The organism is Bradyrhizobium niftali, assembly GCF_004571025.1.
Taxonomy (GTDB): domain Bacteria; phylum Pseudomonadota; class Alphaproteobacteria; order Rhizobiales; family Xanthobacteraceae; genus Bradyrhizobium; species Bradyrhizobium niftali.
Window position 1 is genome coordinate 211,456 of sequence record NZ_SPQT01000003.1, and the last position, 14,844, is coordinate 226,299.

At 64.3% G+C, this 14,844-nt stretch carries 17 protein-coding genes; 8 read left to right on the plus strand and 9 right to left on the minus strand.

The features are described 5' to 3' along the window. Positions 1-28: 28 nt before the first annotated feature. The 5 genes from E4K65_RS09745 to E4K65_RS09765 all read right to left on the minus strand — a co-directional run bounded on the left by E4K65_RS09745 (position 29) and on the right by E4K65_RS09765 (position 3,035). Complete coding sequence (locus E4K65_RS09745) at positions 29-613, minus strand: TIGR00645 family protein (RefSeq protein WP_135173962.1); 585 nt, start codon at positions 611-613, stop codon at positions 29-31. A 34-nt stretch (positions 614-647) separates the two neighbouring features. Continuing rightward, positions 648-1,286, minus strand: a complete 639-nt coding sequence (locus E4K65_RS09750; RefSeq protein WP_135173963.1) for a TerC family protein — start codon at positions 1,284-1,286, stop codon at positions 648-650. Beyond that, positions 1,283-1,645 carry a hypothetical protein gene (locus tag E4K65_RS09755; RefSeq protein ID WP_167770685.1) on the minus strand — a complete coding sequence of 121 codons (363 nt, stop codon included), beginning with the start codon at positions 1,643-1,645 and terminating at the stop codon, positions 1,283-1,285. The genes E4K65_RS09750 and E4K65_RS09755 overlap by 4 nt, the downstream gene beginning before the upstream one ends. Before the next feature lie 2 nt (positions 1,646-1,647). After that, positions 1,648-2,109 (minus strand): tellurite resistance TerB family protein, encoded by a 462-nt coding sequence (locus E4K65_RS09760; protein ID WP_135173965.1) that lies wholly within the window; start codon positions 2,107-2,109, stop codon positions 1,648-1,650. Positions 2,110-2,654: 545 nt separating this feature from the next. Continuing rightward, entirely contained in the window at positions 2,655-3,035 is a 381-nt protein-coding gene (locus E4K65_RS09765; RefSeq protein ID WP_135173966.1) for a nuclear transport factor 2 family protein, read from the minus strand. A gap of 185 nt (positions 3,036-3,220) precedes the next feature. Between E4K65_RS09765 and E4K65_RS09770 the strand changes: the two genes are divergently transcribed. The 6 genes from E4K65_RS09770 to E4K65_RS09800 all read left to right on the plus strand — a co-directional run bounded on the left by E4K65_RS09770 (position 3,221) and on the right by E4K65_RS09800 (position 9,813). After that, positions 3,221-4,972, plus strand: a complete 1,752-nt coding sequence (locus E4K65_RS09770; protein WP_167770686.1) for an MOSC and FAD-binding oxidoreductase domain-containing protein — start codon at positions 3,221-3,223, stop codon at positions 4,970-4,972. Between the two features lie 199 nt (positions 4,973-5,171). Next, positions 5,172-6,650 (plus strand): MocR-like pyridoxine biosynthesis transcription factor PdxR, encoded by a 1,479-nt coding sequence (gene pdxR / locus E4K65_RS09780; RefSeq protein WP_135173968.1) that lies wholly within the window; start codon positions 5,172-5,174, stop codon positions 6,648-6,650. 74 nt (positions 6,651-6,724) lie between these two features. Further along, positions 6,725-7,354, plus strand: a complete 630-nt coding sequence (locus E4K65_RS09785; RefSeq protein WP_135173969.1) for an FMN-binding negative transcriptional regulator — start codon at positions 6,725-6,727, stop codon at positions 7,352-7,354. A 108-nt stretch (positions 7,355-7,462) separates the two neighbouring features. Continuing rightward, positions 7,463-8,290: a class II glutamine amidotransferase gene (locus E4K65_RS09790; protein WP_135173970.1), complete on the plus strand. Its 828-nt coding sequence runs from the start codon at positions 7,463-7,465 to the stop codon at positions 8,288-8,290. Between the two features lie 20 nt (positions 8,291-8,310). After that, a complete protein-coding gene (locus tag E4K65_RS09795; protein ID WP_135173971.1) occupies positions 8,311-9,540 on the plus strand; it encodes a carboxylate-amine ligase in 1,230 nt (409 codons plus the stop codon). Between the two features lie 87 nt (positions 9,541-9,627). Continuing rightward, positions 9,628-9,813: a hypothetical protein gene (locus tag E4K65_RS09800; RefSeq protein WP_135173972.1), complete on the plus strand. Its 186-nt coding sequence runs from the start codon at positions 9,628-9,630 to the stop codon at positions 9,811-9,813. Here E4K65_RS09800 and E4K65_RS09805 read toward each other — a convergent pair. Then, positions 9,798-10,001, minus strand: a complete 204-nt coding sequence (locus tag E4K65_RS09805) for a hypothetical protein (RefSeq protein WP_135173973.1) — start codon at positions 9,999-10,001, stop codon at positions 9,798-9,800. The genes E4K65_RS09800 and E4K65_RS09805 overlap by 16 nt on opposite strands. A 402-nt stretch (positions 10,002-10,403) precedes the next feature. On the opposite strand from E4K65_RS09805, the gene E4K65_RS09810 reads away from it, so the two are divergent. Next, a complete protein-coding gene (locus tag E4K65_RS09810; RefSeq protein ID WP_135173974.1) occupies positions 10,404-11,543 on the plus strand; it encodes a hypothetical protein in 1,140 nt (379 codons plus the stop codon). Positions 11,544-11,587: 44 nt separating this feature from the next. Here E4K65_RS09810 and E4K65_RS09815 read toward each other — a convergent pair whose 3' ends face one another. The 3 genes from E4K65_RS09815 to E4K65_RS49750 form a co-directional block, all read right to left on the minus strand. Further along, entirely contained in the window at positions 11,588-12,208 is a 621-nt protein-coding gene (locus E4K65_RS09815; protein ID WP_135173975.1) for a general stress protein, read from the minus strand. Positions 12,209-12,227: 19 nt separating this feature from the next. Next, positions 12,228-12,563: a hypothetical protein gene (locus tag E4K65_RS09820; protein WP_135173976.1), complete on the minus strand. Its 336-nt coding sequence runs from the start codon at positions 12,561-12,563 to the stop codon at positions 12,228-12,230. Between the two features lie 400 nt (positions 12,564-12,963). Further along, on the minus strand, positions 12,964-13,413 hold the full coding sequence (locus E4K65_RS49750) for a hypothetical protein (RefSeq protein WP_347340950.1): 450 nt from the start codon (positions 13,411-13,413) through the stop codon (positions 12,964-12,966). A gap of 423 nt (positions 13,414-13,836) precedes the next feature. On the opposite strand from E4K65_RS49750, the gene E4K65_RS09830 reads away from it, so the two are divergent. Continuing rightward, entirely contained in the window at positions 13,837-14,844 is a 1,008-nt protein-coding gene (locus tag E4K65_RS09830; protein ID WP_135173977.1) for an alpha/beta fold hydrolase, read from the plus strand.

Genomic DNA, 14,844 nt, shown 5'->3' on the forward strand with positions numbered 1-14,844 from the left:
AGCTTCGGTCAAACCCGCTGCGCCGCGCTCAGCCGTGCCCCGCTTCCTTGCGGTGACCGCTCTCGCTGAGGCGATCGACCCAGGCGATGCCGATCGCCGAGATGATGAAGGTCAGGTGGATCAAGACCTGCCACATCACGCCGGTCTCGGTGAAATTGCTGCGCGTGGTGCCGAGATTTCCGGCCTCGATGAAGGTCCGCAGCAGCGAGATCGAGGAGATGCCGATGATCGCCATCGCAAGCTTGATCTTGAGCACGCTTGCGTTGACATGACTGAGCCATTCCGGCTCGTCCGGATGGCCGCTCAGGTTCAGACGCGAGACGAAAGTCTCGTAGCCGCCGACGATCACCATCACGAGCAGGTTCGAGATCATGACAACGTCGATCAGTCCGAGCACGACCAGCATGATCTGCTGCTCGCTGGCGTCAAAGGAGTGCGCGACCAGATGCCAGAGCTCCTTGAGGAACAGCAGCACGTAGACGCCCTGTGCGATGATGAGGCCGACATAGAGCGGCACCTGCAGCCAGCGCGAGCCGAAGATCAGCTGGGCGACCAGGCCGATCGCCGGCGGCGGCACGGGCGCCGCCGAAGCTGCTTTGGGTTCAGACGTCATTGATCACTCCGGATTGCGCACAGGAAGCGTCGTCTTAGAGACTCGCGATGACAGGCGCGAGCTCGAGCGAGCCGCGGTAGATCATCTCGAAGGCGACGTAGACGATGATGGCGAGACCGACATAGGCGATCCAGCGCTGCTTCTGCAACACCCGGCCGAGCAGATCGGCGGCGACGCCCATCATCGCGACCGACAGCAACAGTCCGAACGCGAGGATGTAGGGATGCTCGCGCGCCGCTCCCGCGACCGCGAGCACGTTGTCGAGCGACATCGAGACGTCGGCGGCGACGATCTGCAAGGCGGCCTGGCCGAAGGTCTTTCGCGACGCCGATGCCGCGCTTCCGCCGCCGCCATGGTTGAATGCAAGCTCGCTGCCATGCGCGGTCTGCTCGCGCAATTCGCGCCACATCTTCCAGCACACCCAGAGCAGCAGCACGCCGCCGGCGAGCAGGAGGCCGATCACCTGCAGGAGCTGGGTCGCGATGCCGGCAAAGACGATGCGCAAGACCGTGGCCGCGACGATGCCGACGACGATGGCGCGCCGGCGCTGCCCGGCCGGCAGGCCGGCGGCGGCAAGGCCGATGACGACGGCGTTGTCGCCGGCGAGCACGAGGTCGATCAGGACAACCTGGAGCAGCGCCGACAGCGCGTCGGCGGTGATGAACTCAGTCATGATTGATCAATTTTCGGTGCGGACGGTTCGAACCATTGCGGCTTGCGGCGTTCGATCCAGTCGAACACCTTCGAGCGGGCGGAGCGCAACGCAGGCACGTCTTCGGCGAGCAATGCGAGACCGAGCGGCAGCATCCAGACGCCGAGCACCGGCAGGAAGGAGAACACGCCGCCGACGACGAGCAGCGCCCCGGAGGGAATCCTCACCCAGCGGCTGGACGGCTTGAGCAGATAGGTGACGGTGTCGCCCATGCGGGGCGGCAAACGATGCACGAGCCTGTCAAGGCGCGGATCACCGCCGGCCATCTGGCCGGTGGTGCCCGCGGTTCCGGTCGTACGCTCGTCCGATGTCGCGCTCATGCTCACTCCTTTGGGAGGGTGCCTGCCGCACCCGGTCCGACCTGCTTGGCGCGCGGCAAGACCAGCGTCAGCAGCCGCAGCAGCTTGATCGCCTGCACCTCATGGGGATGCACGTCCTCGTCCGCGGCCGCAACGCGCTCCGACAGCTCCATCAGATGGGACGAGAGCGGCATGTTCGAGACCGGCCGCAGCGTGTCGATCACCACATTGGCAAAGTCCGGCTCCTCCAAACGTTCCGCCAGCTCGTCGAACATCGCGAACAATCGGTCGTCGCCGATATGCGGCGCCAAACCGCGATCCCTGATGAAGCGGATCACCTCGTCGCGCTCGACCGGCGAGACACGCCGGTCCGCGACCGCGACAAGCGCGCCGGCGATGATCAGCGCAGCCGCAGCCTGCTCATTGAGGCTGGACGGTTCGGCAATCTCGAGTTCGATCGGGTTGGAGTACTTGGCGTCAGACATCGATGCTCCTCAACGTTGCGAAATGGCCGCGCGGAGCTGCGATGGGGACGATTGGGTCGGAGGGAACAGAGAAGGCCCGACGATCGGCCGATCCATCGCATTCGCGCGGGACAGGTCATCCGACATCGCGAGGTTGGCCGACATTCGTCGGCGGCCTCGCCAGAGGGGCCCGGATTCTTGTTCTGCTCACAGATAAAGATGGGCCTGTCGGAATCAAGGCGAGGCGACTGCGACCAGCCGCCGCATCGGTTCCATGGTGCTATCTATGGAAGCTGCTCAGCATCGGCTCGTGTCCCGGACGCGCTGCGGCGTGCAACGCTGCTGCGCAGAGCCGGGACCCAGGAGGCCAAGCATTCTGCTGCAACTTGGGCCGCGGCTCTGCAGCGCACCGCCAACAAGCGCTGCGCTGCGTCCGGGGCACGAGAACACTATGGTGGCAGCAGCTGCTTCCACATCGTCATTGCGAGCGTAGCGAGCAATCCAGAATCCCTCCGCGGAAAGACTCTGGATTGCTTCGCTGCGCTCGCAATGACGGAACGCGCCTTTTACCCCACCCGCTCCACAAGATGCGCGCGCGACGGTGACGGATCGAACCGGTCGCCGAAATATTGCGTTTCGTGCGCCACCAGTCCGTCGCGGAATTCCATGATGCTGACGACGTAGGACGGCACGCCGTCATATGTCAGGACGAACTCGCTCACCCAGAGATCGCCGCCGCCAATGATCCGCCGCACCGTGAAGCGCTTCTTGTTAGGCTGCACGAAGCGGCTCTCCTGAATGTTCCTCCGGCCATGGATGCGCTCGCCCGATTGGGGATAGTCGAGCACGGCGTCGTCGCGATAGATGTCATGCTCCGCCTCGAAATCATTCGCATCCGAAGCGTCCCAATGGCGCTGGAGCGCCGCCAATCTGGCTCGATCGTCCATCTCGATCTCCGATCCTGCATGAAACCGTCTCCCGCCGCCTTCATCTGATGACGCAGGACTCCGGCGGCAAGGCTTCCCTCGCAACGTCTAACAACAGCTAACGAGCTAACAATTCGATTTGGATGCAGATTAGCCTGCGGGCGACCCGTCGGATCGGGTTGCACCTCAGGGTCGGGGAAACCGTGATGGCACGTCTGCTTTCCGTCAATGTCGGCCTGCCGCGCGACGTAGCCTGGCAAGGCAAGACCGTCCATACCGGCATCTGGAAGGCCCCCGTCGAAGGGCCGCGCAGGGTGCGCCGGCTCAACATCGACGGCGATGGCCAGGGCGATACGGCCGGCCATGGCGGCGAACAGCGCGCCGTCTTCGTCTACCAGGACGAGTCCTATCGGCACTGGCAGGAACATCTGGGGCGATCGAATCTCGTCCACGGTCAATTCGGCGAGAACTTCACCGTCGAAGGCCTCGCCGACACGAACGTGTGCATCGGAGACCGCTACAGGATCGGCTCCGCCCTGTTCGAGGTGACGCAGCCGCGCGTCACCTGCTACCGGCTGGGCATTCGCATGGACGAGCCGGACATGCCCGCACTGCTGGTCAGGCACGGCCGGCCCGGCTTCTATTTTCGCGTGATCGAGGAAGGCGACGTGGAGGCCGGTGACGAGATCACGCAGGTCGCCAGCGGTCCTGAAAGCATGAGCGTGTTCGAGATCAACGCGCTGCTTTACCTGCCCCCTCACCCGCGCGACCGCCTGGAGCGCGCGCTGCGGATTCCGGCGCTGAGCCGTGGCTGGAATCGTTCCTTCGCGGCGCTGCTTGAGCAGCAGCGCGCAAGCAGGATCGCCGCAGGAAACGCTGGGCTCGGCCCGGCGGCGAGCCCACCTCCGGCCTGGCGTGGCTTCCGTCCGTTTCGCGTCTCGCACAAGATCGCCGAAAGCGGCAACGTGACGTCACTGATCCTCGAACCCACGGACGGGCATCGCGCGGCCGCCGCCCTGCCCGGTCAATTTGTCGTCGTGCGGCTCGGGCCTTCTGCGGCACAAGCGATCACGCGCAGCTACTCGCTGTCGGATGCCGCGTGCTATCGCATCAGCATCAAGCGGGAAGCGCACGGTGCGGCCAGCCTCTATATTGCCGACGGGCTGCGAATTGGCGACGTCGTCGAGGTCGGCGCGCCACGCGGCAGCTTCACGCTCCGGCAGGATGCGCGGCCCGTCGTCTTGCTCAGTGCCGGCATCGGCGTGACGCCGGTGCTCGCCATGCTCCACGCGCTCGCGGCGGAAGGGACGATGCGAGACGTCTGGTGGCTGCACGGCGCGCGCAACGGCCGCGAACATGCGTTCGCCGCCGAGGCGTGCGAGTTGTTGGCCGGGCTCGCTCGCCATCACAGCCACGTCTGCTTCAGCGCGCCCGATCCGGCCGATCGCCCGGGAGCGGATTTCGACAGCGCCGGACATCTGGATCAGCGCCTGCTCCAGGGGCTCAACGTGCCGCGCGATGGCGACTACTATCTCTGCGGACCGGCCGCTTTCATGAGCGATCTCACGGCCGGCCTTGCCGCGTTGGGCGTCGCGCCGGATCACATCCACACCGAGCTGTTCGGCGCAAGGCCATCGCTCACCCCAGGCATCGCGGCTTCGCCGCGGACACCCGTACATGTGCCGGTCGGAGCATCTGGCTCGGGCCCGATGGTGTCATTCGCGCGCAGCGGCCTCAACGTCCACTGGGGACCATCCTATGCCAGCCTGCTCGAGCTGGCCGAAGCATGCGACGTCCCGGTGCGCTGGTCGTGCCGGACCGGGGTTTGCCACAACTGCGAGAGCGGGCTCGTGGCCGGAGAGGTCAGCTACGCACCCGACCCGCTCGACCCGCCCGCGGACGGCAATGTCCTGATCTGCTGTTCACGCCCGCAAAGCGACGTCGTGATCGATCTGTGAAGGTATCAGCACATTTGCGACAGACATGGGAGAGCTTGATGCGGACTGACACGGCGCCGGGACTCGAGGAGCTCTGGGAGCATTGCAGCAAGGAGTATTTTTATCCCCACGGCAAGGCTTACGTCGAAACTCTCGGTGAACAGGATTAGAACCACATTCCGACATCGTCCGTCCGGGCGAATGCCGGCCTGGAATGTGGATGATCCAGATGAAGACGAATCCCGGCCGTAGTGCCGGCCGCGTGGGCGCGCGCCAGATCTACGAGGCGCTGAGGGATCAGATCATGTCGCTTGTGTACGGGGCGGACGGGCTGTTGCCGTCCTCGCGCGCGCTTGCCGGCGAGCTGGGCGTGGCGCGTTCGACCGTCACGGTCGCCTACGAGCAGCTCGCGGCCGAAGGTTTCATCGAGACCCGCCATGGCGCACGGCCGCGCGTTGCCCGTGCCGTCGTCGCGCGCGGACGCACGCGCACTGCGTCCCGGTCGTCGGCGCGCAAGGCGCGGCTGTCGGCATTCGGCGAGCGGCTGCGGCATGACCCGCCGCGCTGGACCGAGCCGCCACGCGGGCTCATTGCAAACTTCCGCTACGGCGAGCTCTCGCCGTCGGACTTCCCGCTGCTGGCATGGAAGAAGGCGGTGACGGCGGCTATGGCGCGCAAGCCAGAACGGCTCGCCTATGACGACCCCTGCGGTTCGCTGCGGCTGCGGACCGCGCTTCAGGCCTATCTGTGGCGATCGCGCAGCGTCCGCTGCGAAACGGATCAGATCATCGTCGTGAACGGCTCGCAGCAAGGCCTCGACATCTGTGCGCGCCTGCTGCTCGACGCCGGCGACCGCTTCGTGATGGAGGATCCCGGCTACCTGATGGCCCGGTACACATTCGCGGCAACCGGCGCCGAAACGGTGCCAATCCCGGTCGACGCGGAGGGCCTTCAGACGGAACGGCTCGACGGCATCGAGGCCCGCCTCGTCTACGTGACGCCGTCGCATCAATATCCGCTGGGCGGCGTCATGCCGATCGGACGCCGGCACCAATTGCTCGCCTGGGCCAGGAAAGCCGACGCCTATGTGATCGAGGACGACTACGACAGCGAATACCGCTACGACACCAGGCCGATCCCGCCGCTGCATGCGCTGGAGGGCAGCGACAACGTGATCTATCTCGGGACCGTCTCCAAGACGCTCTCTCCGACCTTGCGGATCGGTTATCTGGTCGTGCCCGCGGAGCTGCGATCCCTGTTCGCCGCCGCCAAGCAGATCATGGACCGGCACACGTCATTGGCCGAACAGGACGCCCTCGCCGCGATGCTCGAAAGCGGCGCTTACGACAGCCATGTCAGGCGCGTGCGCCGGCGCAACGCCGAGCGCCAGCAGGCGCTGCTCGGTGCGCTGCGCCGCCGGTTCGGAGATCGCGTCCGGATCGAGGGCACGGCCGCAGGCTTGCACGTGGTGGCGTGGTTCGATGGCCTTTCGCAGAAGCGCGAGGATGCGTTGGTCCAGGCGACCCGCGCAAAGGGCGTGGGCATCTATCCCGTTTCCGCGCTGTTCGACGGCCGCTCGACCGGCCGTAGTCGAGCGCGGAAGCCGCTCGGCCTCGTCATGGGCTATTCGGCGCTGGAGACCGCGCAGATCGAGCGCGGCTGCAAGCTTCTTGCGCAAGCCGTCGATGAACTGGACTGATGAAATCGTTAGGAACTGGCAGTTTCTCGTAGGCCAGATTCCGATTATCTCGGGACCTGATACGGAGACACGCCATGTACATTCCCCCCGCCTTCAGGGACGACGACATCGAGAGCATCCGGGCGACCATCCGCGGCGCCCGCCTCGCCAGCCTGGTGACGGCCACCGCCGAGGGCCCGGTCGCCACCCCCTTGCCGCTCTTTCTCGACGAGAGCGAAGGCGAGCATGGCGTGCTGTACGGACATGTGGCGAAGGCCAACCCGCAATGGAATCTGCCACCGATCGGAGACGCGCTGGCGATCTTCGGCGGTCCCGACGCCTATGTGACCCCGTCCTGGTACGCGACCAAGCAGGAAACCGGAAAGGTCGTACCGACCTGGAACTACGTTGCCGTGCGTGCCTATGGCCCGGTCGAGTTCTTTTGGGAGACGGAGCGCCTGCTCGATGCGGTCACGCGGCTCACGAACAGACACGAAGGCGCGCGCGCCAAACCCTGGGCCGTCGGTGATGCGCCCGCCGATTTCATCGCCGCGCAGTTGCGCGGGATCGTCGGCGTGCGCATTCCCGTCGTGCGGTTCGAGGGCAAGCGCAAGATGAGCCAGAACCGCCCCGAGGCCGACCGTGTCGGCGTCGCGCAGGGGCTTGCGGCGAGCGAGAACCCGCACGATCGCGAGGCCGCACGTCTGATCCCGCTTCCGATCTGAGGGCAGCTTCTGTTCCCGGCATCCGTGCCCGGAACCATCCTGCTGTCGGGCTTGTTGGTGCACCTCACAATGCATTTTCCGCCTGACAGGAAGCCCCAAGGAAACCTCATGTGCCGCTGGATCGCATACCGGGGCGAGACCACCTCGTTCGAACCTTATGTCACCGAGCCCGAGCATTCGCTGATCGCGCAAAGCATCCGCTCGCTCCAGGCCACCGCGGGCTCGAATGGCGACGGGTTCGGGCTCGGCTGGTATGGCGAGCATCCCGAGCCCGGTCTCTACCGTGAAACGCGCCCCGCCTGGTCGGATGAAAACTTGCGCTACCTCTGCCGTCATCTGCGCTCGCACCTCTTCTTCGCCCATGTGCGCGCCGCCACCGGCACGGCCGTGACGCGGCAGAACTGTCATCCCTTCGCCTGCGGCCAGTGGATGTTCATGCACAACGGATTCGTCGGCAGCTGGAACCGGCTGAGGCGCAAGGTCGAGGCGCTGATCCCGGATGCCTTTTATCCGTCGCGATTGGGGACGACCGACTCCGAAGCCGTGTTCCTCGCCATCATGGGCGCCGGCCTCGACAACGACCCGCTTGGCGCAACGCAAGCCGTGCTGCAATCGCTCGTCGGTCTCGTCAATGAAGGCCAGCTTCGCGAGCGGCTGCGCTTCACCAGCGCGATCGCCAACGGCAGGGATCTCTATGCGTTTCGCGTTGCGGTCAATGATGCCGCCAACACGCTCTATTTCCGCGAGGCCGGCGGCCAGGTCATTGTCGTGTCCGAGCCGTTCGACAAGGAATCGGACTGGACCGAGGTGCCGCCGAATCACGCCCTGATCGCGCGCGCGTCCGAAAGCGCGAAAATTGTTCCGTTCAACCTTGCAATTTCCAGCGGGTCCGACGCGGAACCCGCCCCCGCCAGGAGGATTATTGTCCGCAGGTAATGCCTTCGCCGGGTGGCACGATGACATTTACTTCGGACGTTTTGAAATTGCTGCGTCTCGATTCTTCCGACGACAAGCAGCACCTCGTCATTCGCTCGGCCGGCGGTCGCGGCAAGGCCGCCGAATATTCATTCGGCATCGAGGAGGAATACTTCCTCGCCGATCGGCGCAGCCTGGAGGTCGCGATCCAGACTCCCAACGAGCTGTTCGAGTCGGCGAACTGGTCGACCGGCGGCCAGGCCATGCGGGAGATGCTGCAATCCCAGCTCGAGGTCGCCACCAACGTTCACGTCGACGTCAACGACGCGCGCGAAGAGCTCCGCTTTCTCCGCCGCGAAGTCGCGAACGTTGCCGCCCAGTACGGCTTCGTGATCATGGCCTGCGGCACGCATCCGACCGCCGTCTGGCGCATGTCACAACCGAGCCCGAAGCCGCGCTACGAGGAGATGATCGAGGATCTGCGCAGCATCGGCCACCGCAACATGATGTGCGGCATGCATGTGCACGTCCAGCTGCCCGATCCCGAGAAGCGCATGGCGGTGATGCGGGCGATGCTGCCGCATCTGCCGCTGTTCATCGCGCTGTCGGCATCCTCCCCGTTCTGGAACTCGCACAAGACGGGCCTGAAGGGCTACCGCCTGGCGGCCTATTCCGAGCTGCCGCGCACCGGTCTGCCCGAACTGTTCGAGAGCAGGTATGATTACGACGAGTATGTCGGCGCATTGCAGCGCTCCGGCGTGATCCCCGACGAGAGTCACATCTGGTGGGCGATGCGCCCTTCCATGAAGCATCCGACCCTCGAGCTTCGCGCGCCCGACACCTGCACCTTCGTCGACGACGCCGTTGCCATTGCCTCGCTCTATCGCTGCCTGACGCGGCGTCTGTATCGGCGGCCCCATCTGTCGAAAGAGGTCACGGTCGTCGAGCGCGCGATCGCGGTCGAGAACAAATGGCGCGCCCAGCGCTACGGCACCGATTGCATCTTTGCCTCGAAGGACGGGCCGGTCACCATCTCGGAGCTGCTCTCCCGCCTGATCGACGGCATCGCCGAGGACGCGGATGCGCTGAATTGCGCGTCCGAGGTCGAGCATTGCCGCACCATCGTGGAACGCGGCAGCTCGGCGGAATTCCAGCTTCGCGCCTACCGTGAAAGCGGCAACGACATCGCGGCCGTGTCACAATGGATTGCTACATCGACGATATCAGGAACGGGCGCTCCGGTCGGACGCACCGCTTCTGCACCGACATAGCCTCCGCGCAAGCCTTGGGAACGATAACGGCAATCTGGAATTTGCCGTGTCTTGTACAGAGTCCTGTATAGAGTCTTGGAGAAATGCATGACCGACATCACCTGTTGCGCCGGCTGCGGCCGCGGCCTGGTGCCCATCCTGTCCGAGAAGGGCGCGACAGAATCAAGCTGCTTCTGGTGCGAAGGTGTCGATGCGCGAACCATGGAAATGGCGAAGTGGGCGGACAGCCCCTCCGGCAAGCCCGAACGGAGCGCGCTTCAGTCGTTCGAATGAGCGGCTTCGGACGTCTTGCGGAATTCCTGTGCCTCGGTGCTGCAATGCCTTCCGGCTTGCAGGATCACCATGCTGAGCAGGTGAGCCAGGAATGAAAGTTCGGCCGTATGCGCGATCTCGCGCAGCTCGGTGCAGATCTCCGCAATGTAGCGGGCGGCCTCCTGCGGCCTTGCGTAGCCGTCTTGCATGGAAACTCCCGGGTTAGAGCCGGACGAGAGCTGCTGTCTCGGTTAAAAGGCAACCTAGGACGCCTAATCCCGCCGAGCCGAATGCGTTCCGCGGTTGCGCCCGGGAGCAGCCATGACCTGCACGCTGCCCGTCAGGGCTTGCCGACAAATTAGACAATCTGGGTCGCCTTCGCGCGACCGCGAGGTTCGGCAGGAGGGTCGGGCAATCGCGCGCAACGCGCGGTCTAACCTTCGGCGGAACCACTGGATTTTCTGCTACCCGGGCTCGCCATCCCGAGCCGCGGAGGCGACTTGCTGCTCCGCAACCGAACTGGCCCAAAATTCGCAGAGCCGCATGAGGCCCCAAGTCCCCGCCCTCACCACCAGGGCAGTCGGGACGAGCGGATCAGATCGGAGAATGCCATGAACGTGCATGCTGCGGGCGATCTCAAATTCACCGGCCTCACCCGTCCGAATGGCACGCCCCTTCGCCTGAACGATCAGGACTTCGTCGCGATCGACCGCGACAAGAATGCGAAGTTTGAGGCGACTTACCGGCCGCAAGCCCTCTACAACCGCGCCAACGAGGGCTTTCACGCCAACAACGAAACCTTCCTGCTGCACGAAGTCGCGACCAATCTGCCGATCTACCGCCCGGACACCGGCCCCACCGATTTCCATCTTCATCTTCCGCCCGGCGGCTTTCAGCTCGTGCTGGTCACCTCGGGCGCATTCACCTTCGACTACGACGGGCGCTTCTACAGTGTCGGCCCGGGCGCGGTGATGCTGCAAAGTGCGATCGTGCACCGCCAGCTCTTCTACACCTGGTCGGGCCTCTCGACCGAAGAGAATTTGAAGACGCCGCAGACGGTGGTGCCCGATCCGATCTCGATGGGCTATTCGGGCAAATTCCTCGAAGCCTTCATCACCGATCCGACCACCTTTCCGAACCCGACCATCGTCGGTCCGAGCCAGATCAACGAGGCCGAGACGCCACGTGTGGCCTGGAGCCATCCTCTGCATGATCGTCCTGTCGATGCAGGCTTCTGGCTTCAGGACCCGCTAGCGCTGGATGCGCTGTTCAAGCCGCTCATCGATGGCTCGGTCAAATCGGCCATGCCGGTCCATGTGCGCGATATCGGCATCGAGATTCCGAGCGGGCATCTCGTCACCGGCCACATCATCGCAACCGACCCGCCCGGCCAGTCGCTGCTGCCGAAGAGCACGTCGGCGGCGGTGGACGGCACCTCGTTTGCCAAGGGCGAGGTCGTGATCTATCGCGTCATCCGCGGCACGGCCGAATTCAAGAACAAGGCCGGCGAGACGTTTGAACTCTCTGCCGGCGACGTGGTGACCGCCGGCAAGAGCTCGGTCAGCCTCATCGGCGTCGGGGAGAACACCCAGGTCCTCCGGCTCGGCCTGCTCAAAGGCATGAACGACCTTCGCAGCTGGACCCCGACGCAGCGCGACGAGATCGACGGCCTCGCCGGTCAAATCATCACCCACAAGGACATCCGTCCCCTGCGCACCGAAGGCAAGGCGGTCGGGTATTTATACGCGTAGCGCACAAAAAAACGGCCCGCCGGAGCGGGCCGTCGAGATCTCACTTAGCGCAATGATCCGCCGTAGAGCTGTCGCTCCTTGCGGACCTGTTCAGCGCCGTAAGGCTTGCTGGCGGGATCGAACGATTTCCACCCGGCCTTTTGCCAGCTGGCACTGCGGTCACGCAAGTTGACAGAAGACTCGTTCAGGATTGAATCGAGGCGGGACCGATCCGCGTCCGCCACCCGCGCCGACACAAGCGTACCTCCGCGACGGACGCCCTCGGCGTAGGTATCCGCATCCTCACGCGAAATGCCCGCCTCCGTAAGCGCCCCGACGATGCCGCCGGTAGCTGCTCCGGCGGCAGCACCAACCGCGGTCGCGGCCAGCCAGCCAGCTGCGACGACAGGTCCGAGGCCGGGAATCGCCAGCAAGCCAAGGCCGGCAAGAAGGCCGGCGGTACCACCGACGCCCGCACCGATGCCAGCACCCGTGCCGGCTCCTTCGGCACGATCATCCACACCATCCCGGTCGCGGTCCACCTTCTTGTCGGTGTTAAACCAGCTGTCCGAATTGTTGGCGACGATGCTGATGTCGGAGTGCGGCACGCCAGCAGCTTCGAGGCGCTGAACCGCCTGCTGCGCGTTGTTATAATTGTCGTAAAGACGAGAAATTGTAACGGTCATCTTGTGTCCTTCTTACTTGTTACTTGGCCGAATTGACGTTGCCTTGAAAATCGACGCTGACAGCAGTGGCTGATCCACCCTTGCTGGCCTGTCCGCGCCACACGCCCTTGTCGTCCTTCTTCAATTCGGTGACGTTGGCGTAGCCGGCATCCTCGATCTTCGATTTGGCCTGCCCTTCGGTGAAACTGTTGCGTCCCGCGACGGGAGTGTCGGAGTTGTTTTGGCCGGCACTGTTGACCGCGCCGTTGTTCGGTCCGGACTGCGCCGGCGGATTCTGCGCCGAAGCCGGGGTCGCCGCCAATGCCGCGGCCGCTGTGAATAAAGAAATGCAAACGAAGAGTGATGGGCGTCTCATGATTGTCTCCAGTGTCTAAGGAGTGAGCCAAACCGCCATCAGCGCTTTGGTTCCTACCTCTTCGCCCGGTGACGTCAGCTTCGAGATCAAGCGCTGAAGAATATCATCTCCGTGACCGCTATGATGCGAATTGCAAGTCGAGCTCGCCTTGGCGCGCTTCGCGCGCAGTCTCGACGATGCGTCCGCTCTTGTCCTTGTCCATCGCATTTCGAGGGATCGGCTTGACCGTTTGCCTGCGCTGGCAGGACGCGCTTCGCCCATACCGGAATCTCGTGCCCCGAAGGGATGAGATGGTTGCGGCGAGCTTTCTTCAGGAGCGCGTCTGCACCGGCTTCAAGCGGCGCAGTTGCGCGTCTGAGTCATGAATCGTCGTTGCCGTGCGTTCGGGGGAGCGAGGGGATCAGGCTTGCGCGCCTCGCGGCGAAGGTCGCGAGACCGGCGGCGTCACGCCGTCGAGCCAATCCTGCGTGTCCGCGAGAGCGAGCCAGGCATCGCCCATGCGCCTGAACTGCTGGCGCGCCGTGTCGTCGGAAGCAGTGCCTTCCAGGGTGAGGCAATGTCCGGCGTTCTCGCGAAGATGCTCGGACCGGCCCGCTTGGAGATCCATGCTGCTCGCGGGATCTGCCGAAGACTGCCAGGCGTTCCGGCACACCGGGCACCGCCACTGATTGATGAGTTTCCCGGTGGGCAAATAGGTCGAGTGCACGGGAGCCATGACGAGCCGCCCGCAGGCGGTACAGCCGTCCGTCCCTTGCTGCGGCGGCAATTGGCCGTCGTCCTGAAGCACCTTCGCGCTCCAGTGATGTTCGAACTTGCGGCAAAGATGCAGAGGATAAAGCAAGACGTTCATTGCGCGCCTCCTTTTTGTGGCGGGAGCGCGGCAGCGTCTCTCTGTCACTGGCGCCTGCGGTGTCCGTGCCAGTGATCTCCTGAATATGGTGTGTCACCCGACATTCGCCAGAGCACGATCCCGAGAAACCGTTCCTGGCGTCCGGCCAACGGCCGTGATGCGCCTGCTTGCTGCATCAACTGGGGTTAGGAACATATCTCCACCCCTCCTGTTGCGTCTGCACGGCATGCCCGTGAATGCGCATGCCGTCTCCAAGAATGGAATTTGACCATCCGTGCACTTTGTCGGCACGCGCAAAGGCGAGGGTCGACATGGTTCCGGATCCCAGGCAAGCATCGTCAAGATCGCGATGAGACCAGCACGTTAATCGGAAGAGTCCCTTTCTGCTCTCCAACAGCTGGCTGCGGTCAGCGAAAGTGTCACATGCGTATACTGAAAAAGCGTTCGCCGTCTTTGACAGCGACGACCCTTCATGCTCTTGCCGAATATCCGTTCGCCTCCGCCGTTGTCGCGGCAGTCGGCCTGATGGCTGCGGCCGCGGTCGTCAATCGGCGGCTTGCCGACAAGGCGCAACGCGATAACCCGCCGCAAGGACGGTTCATCGACATCGACGGCGTTCGCCTGCACTATGTCGAGCGCGGATCCGGACGCCCCCTGGTCCTGCTCCATGGCAATGGCAGCATGATCCAGGATTTCGAGTCGAGCGGTCTGATTGACCTCGCTGCGAAGGACTATCGCGTCATCGTGTTCGACCGTCCCGGCTTCGGCCACAGCCTGCGGCCCCGCAATGTGGTGTGGACGCCCGCGGCGCAAGCCGATCTATTCAAGGACGCGCTCGCGTATATCGGCGTCGAAAAGGCGATCGTGCTCGGACATTCCTGGGGAGCGTCGGTTGCGATTGCCTTGGCAAGCAGACACCCCTCGACGGTCGAGGCCTTGATCCTGGCATCGGGCTATTATTTCCCGACGGCACGCACCGATGCCATGATGGCGATGGCCGGGCCGGCGATACCGGGATTCGGCGATATCCTCAGTCACACGATTTCCCCGATCCTCAGCCGTCTGATGTGGCCGGCGATGCTGCGGCAGCTGTTCGGACCGAAATCCGTCCCGCAAAAATTCGACGGCTTTCCAAAATCGTTGGCCGTGCGTCCCTCGCAGCTTCGTGCTGGCGCCGCCGAGGCAGCGCTGATGGTCCCTGCGGCAATGCTGTCTGCGAAGACCTACGGCGAACTGGCCATGCCGGTTACCATCCTGGCCGGCGAGGACGATCGCCTCATCGACATCGACGAGCAGTCGGGCCGTCTGCATGACGAGATCAAGCACAGCAAGATGCACCGCGTCCCGGACGCGGGTCACATGATCCAGCAATCGAACACGGCCGACCTGATGGCTGCGGTCGAGGAAGCCGCGGCCGGAACGTTGCATTGA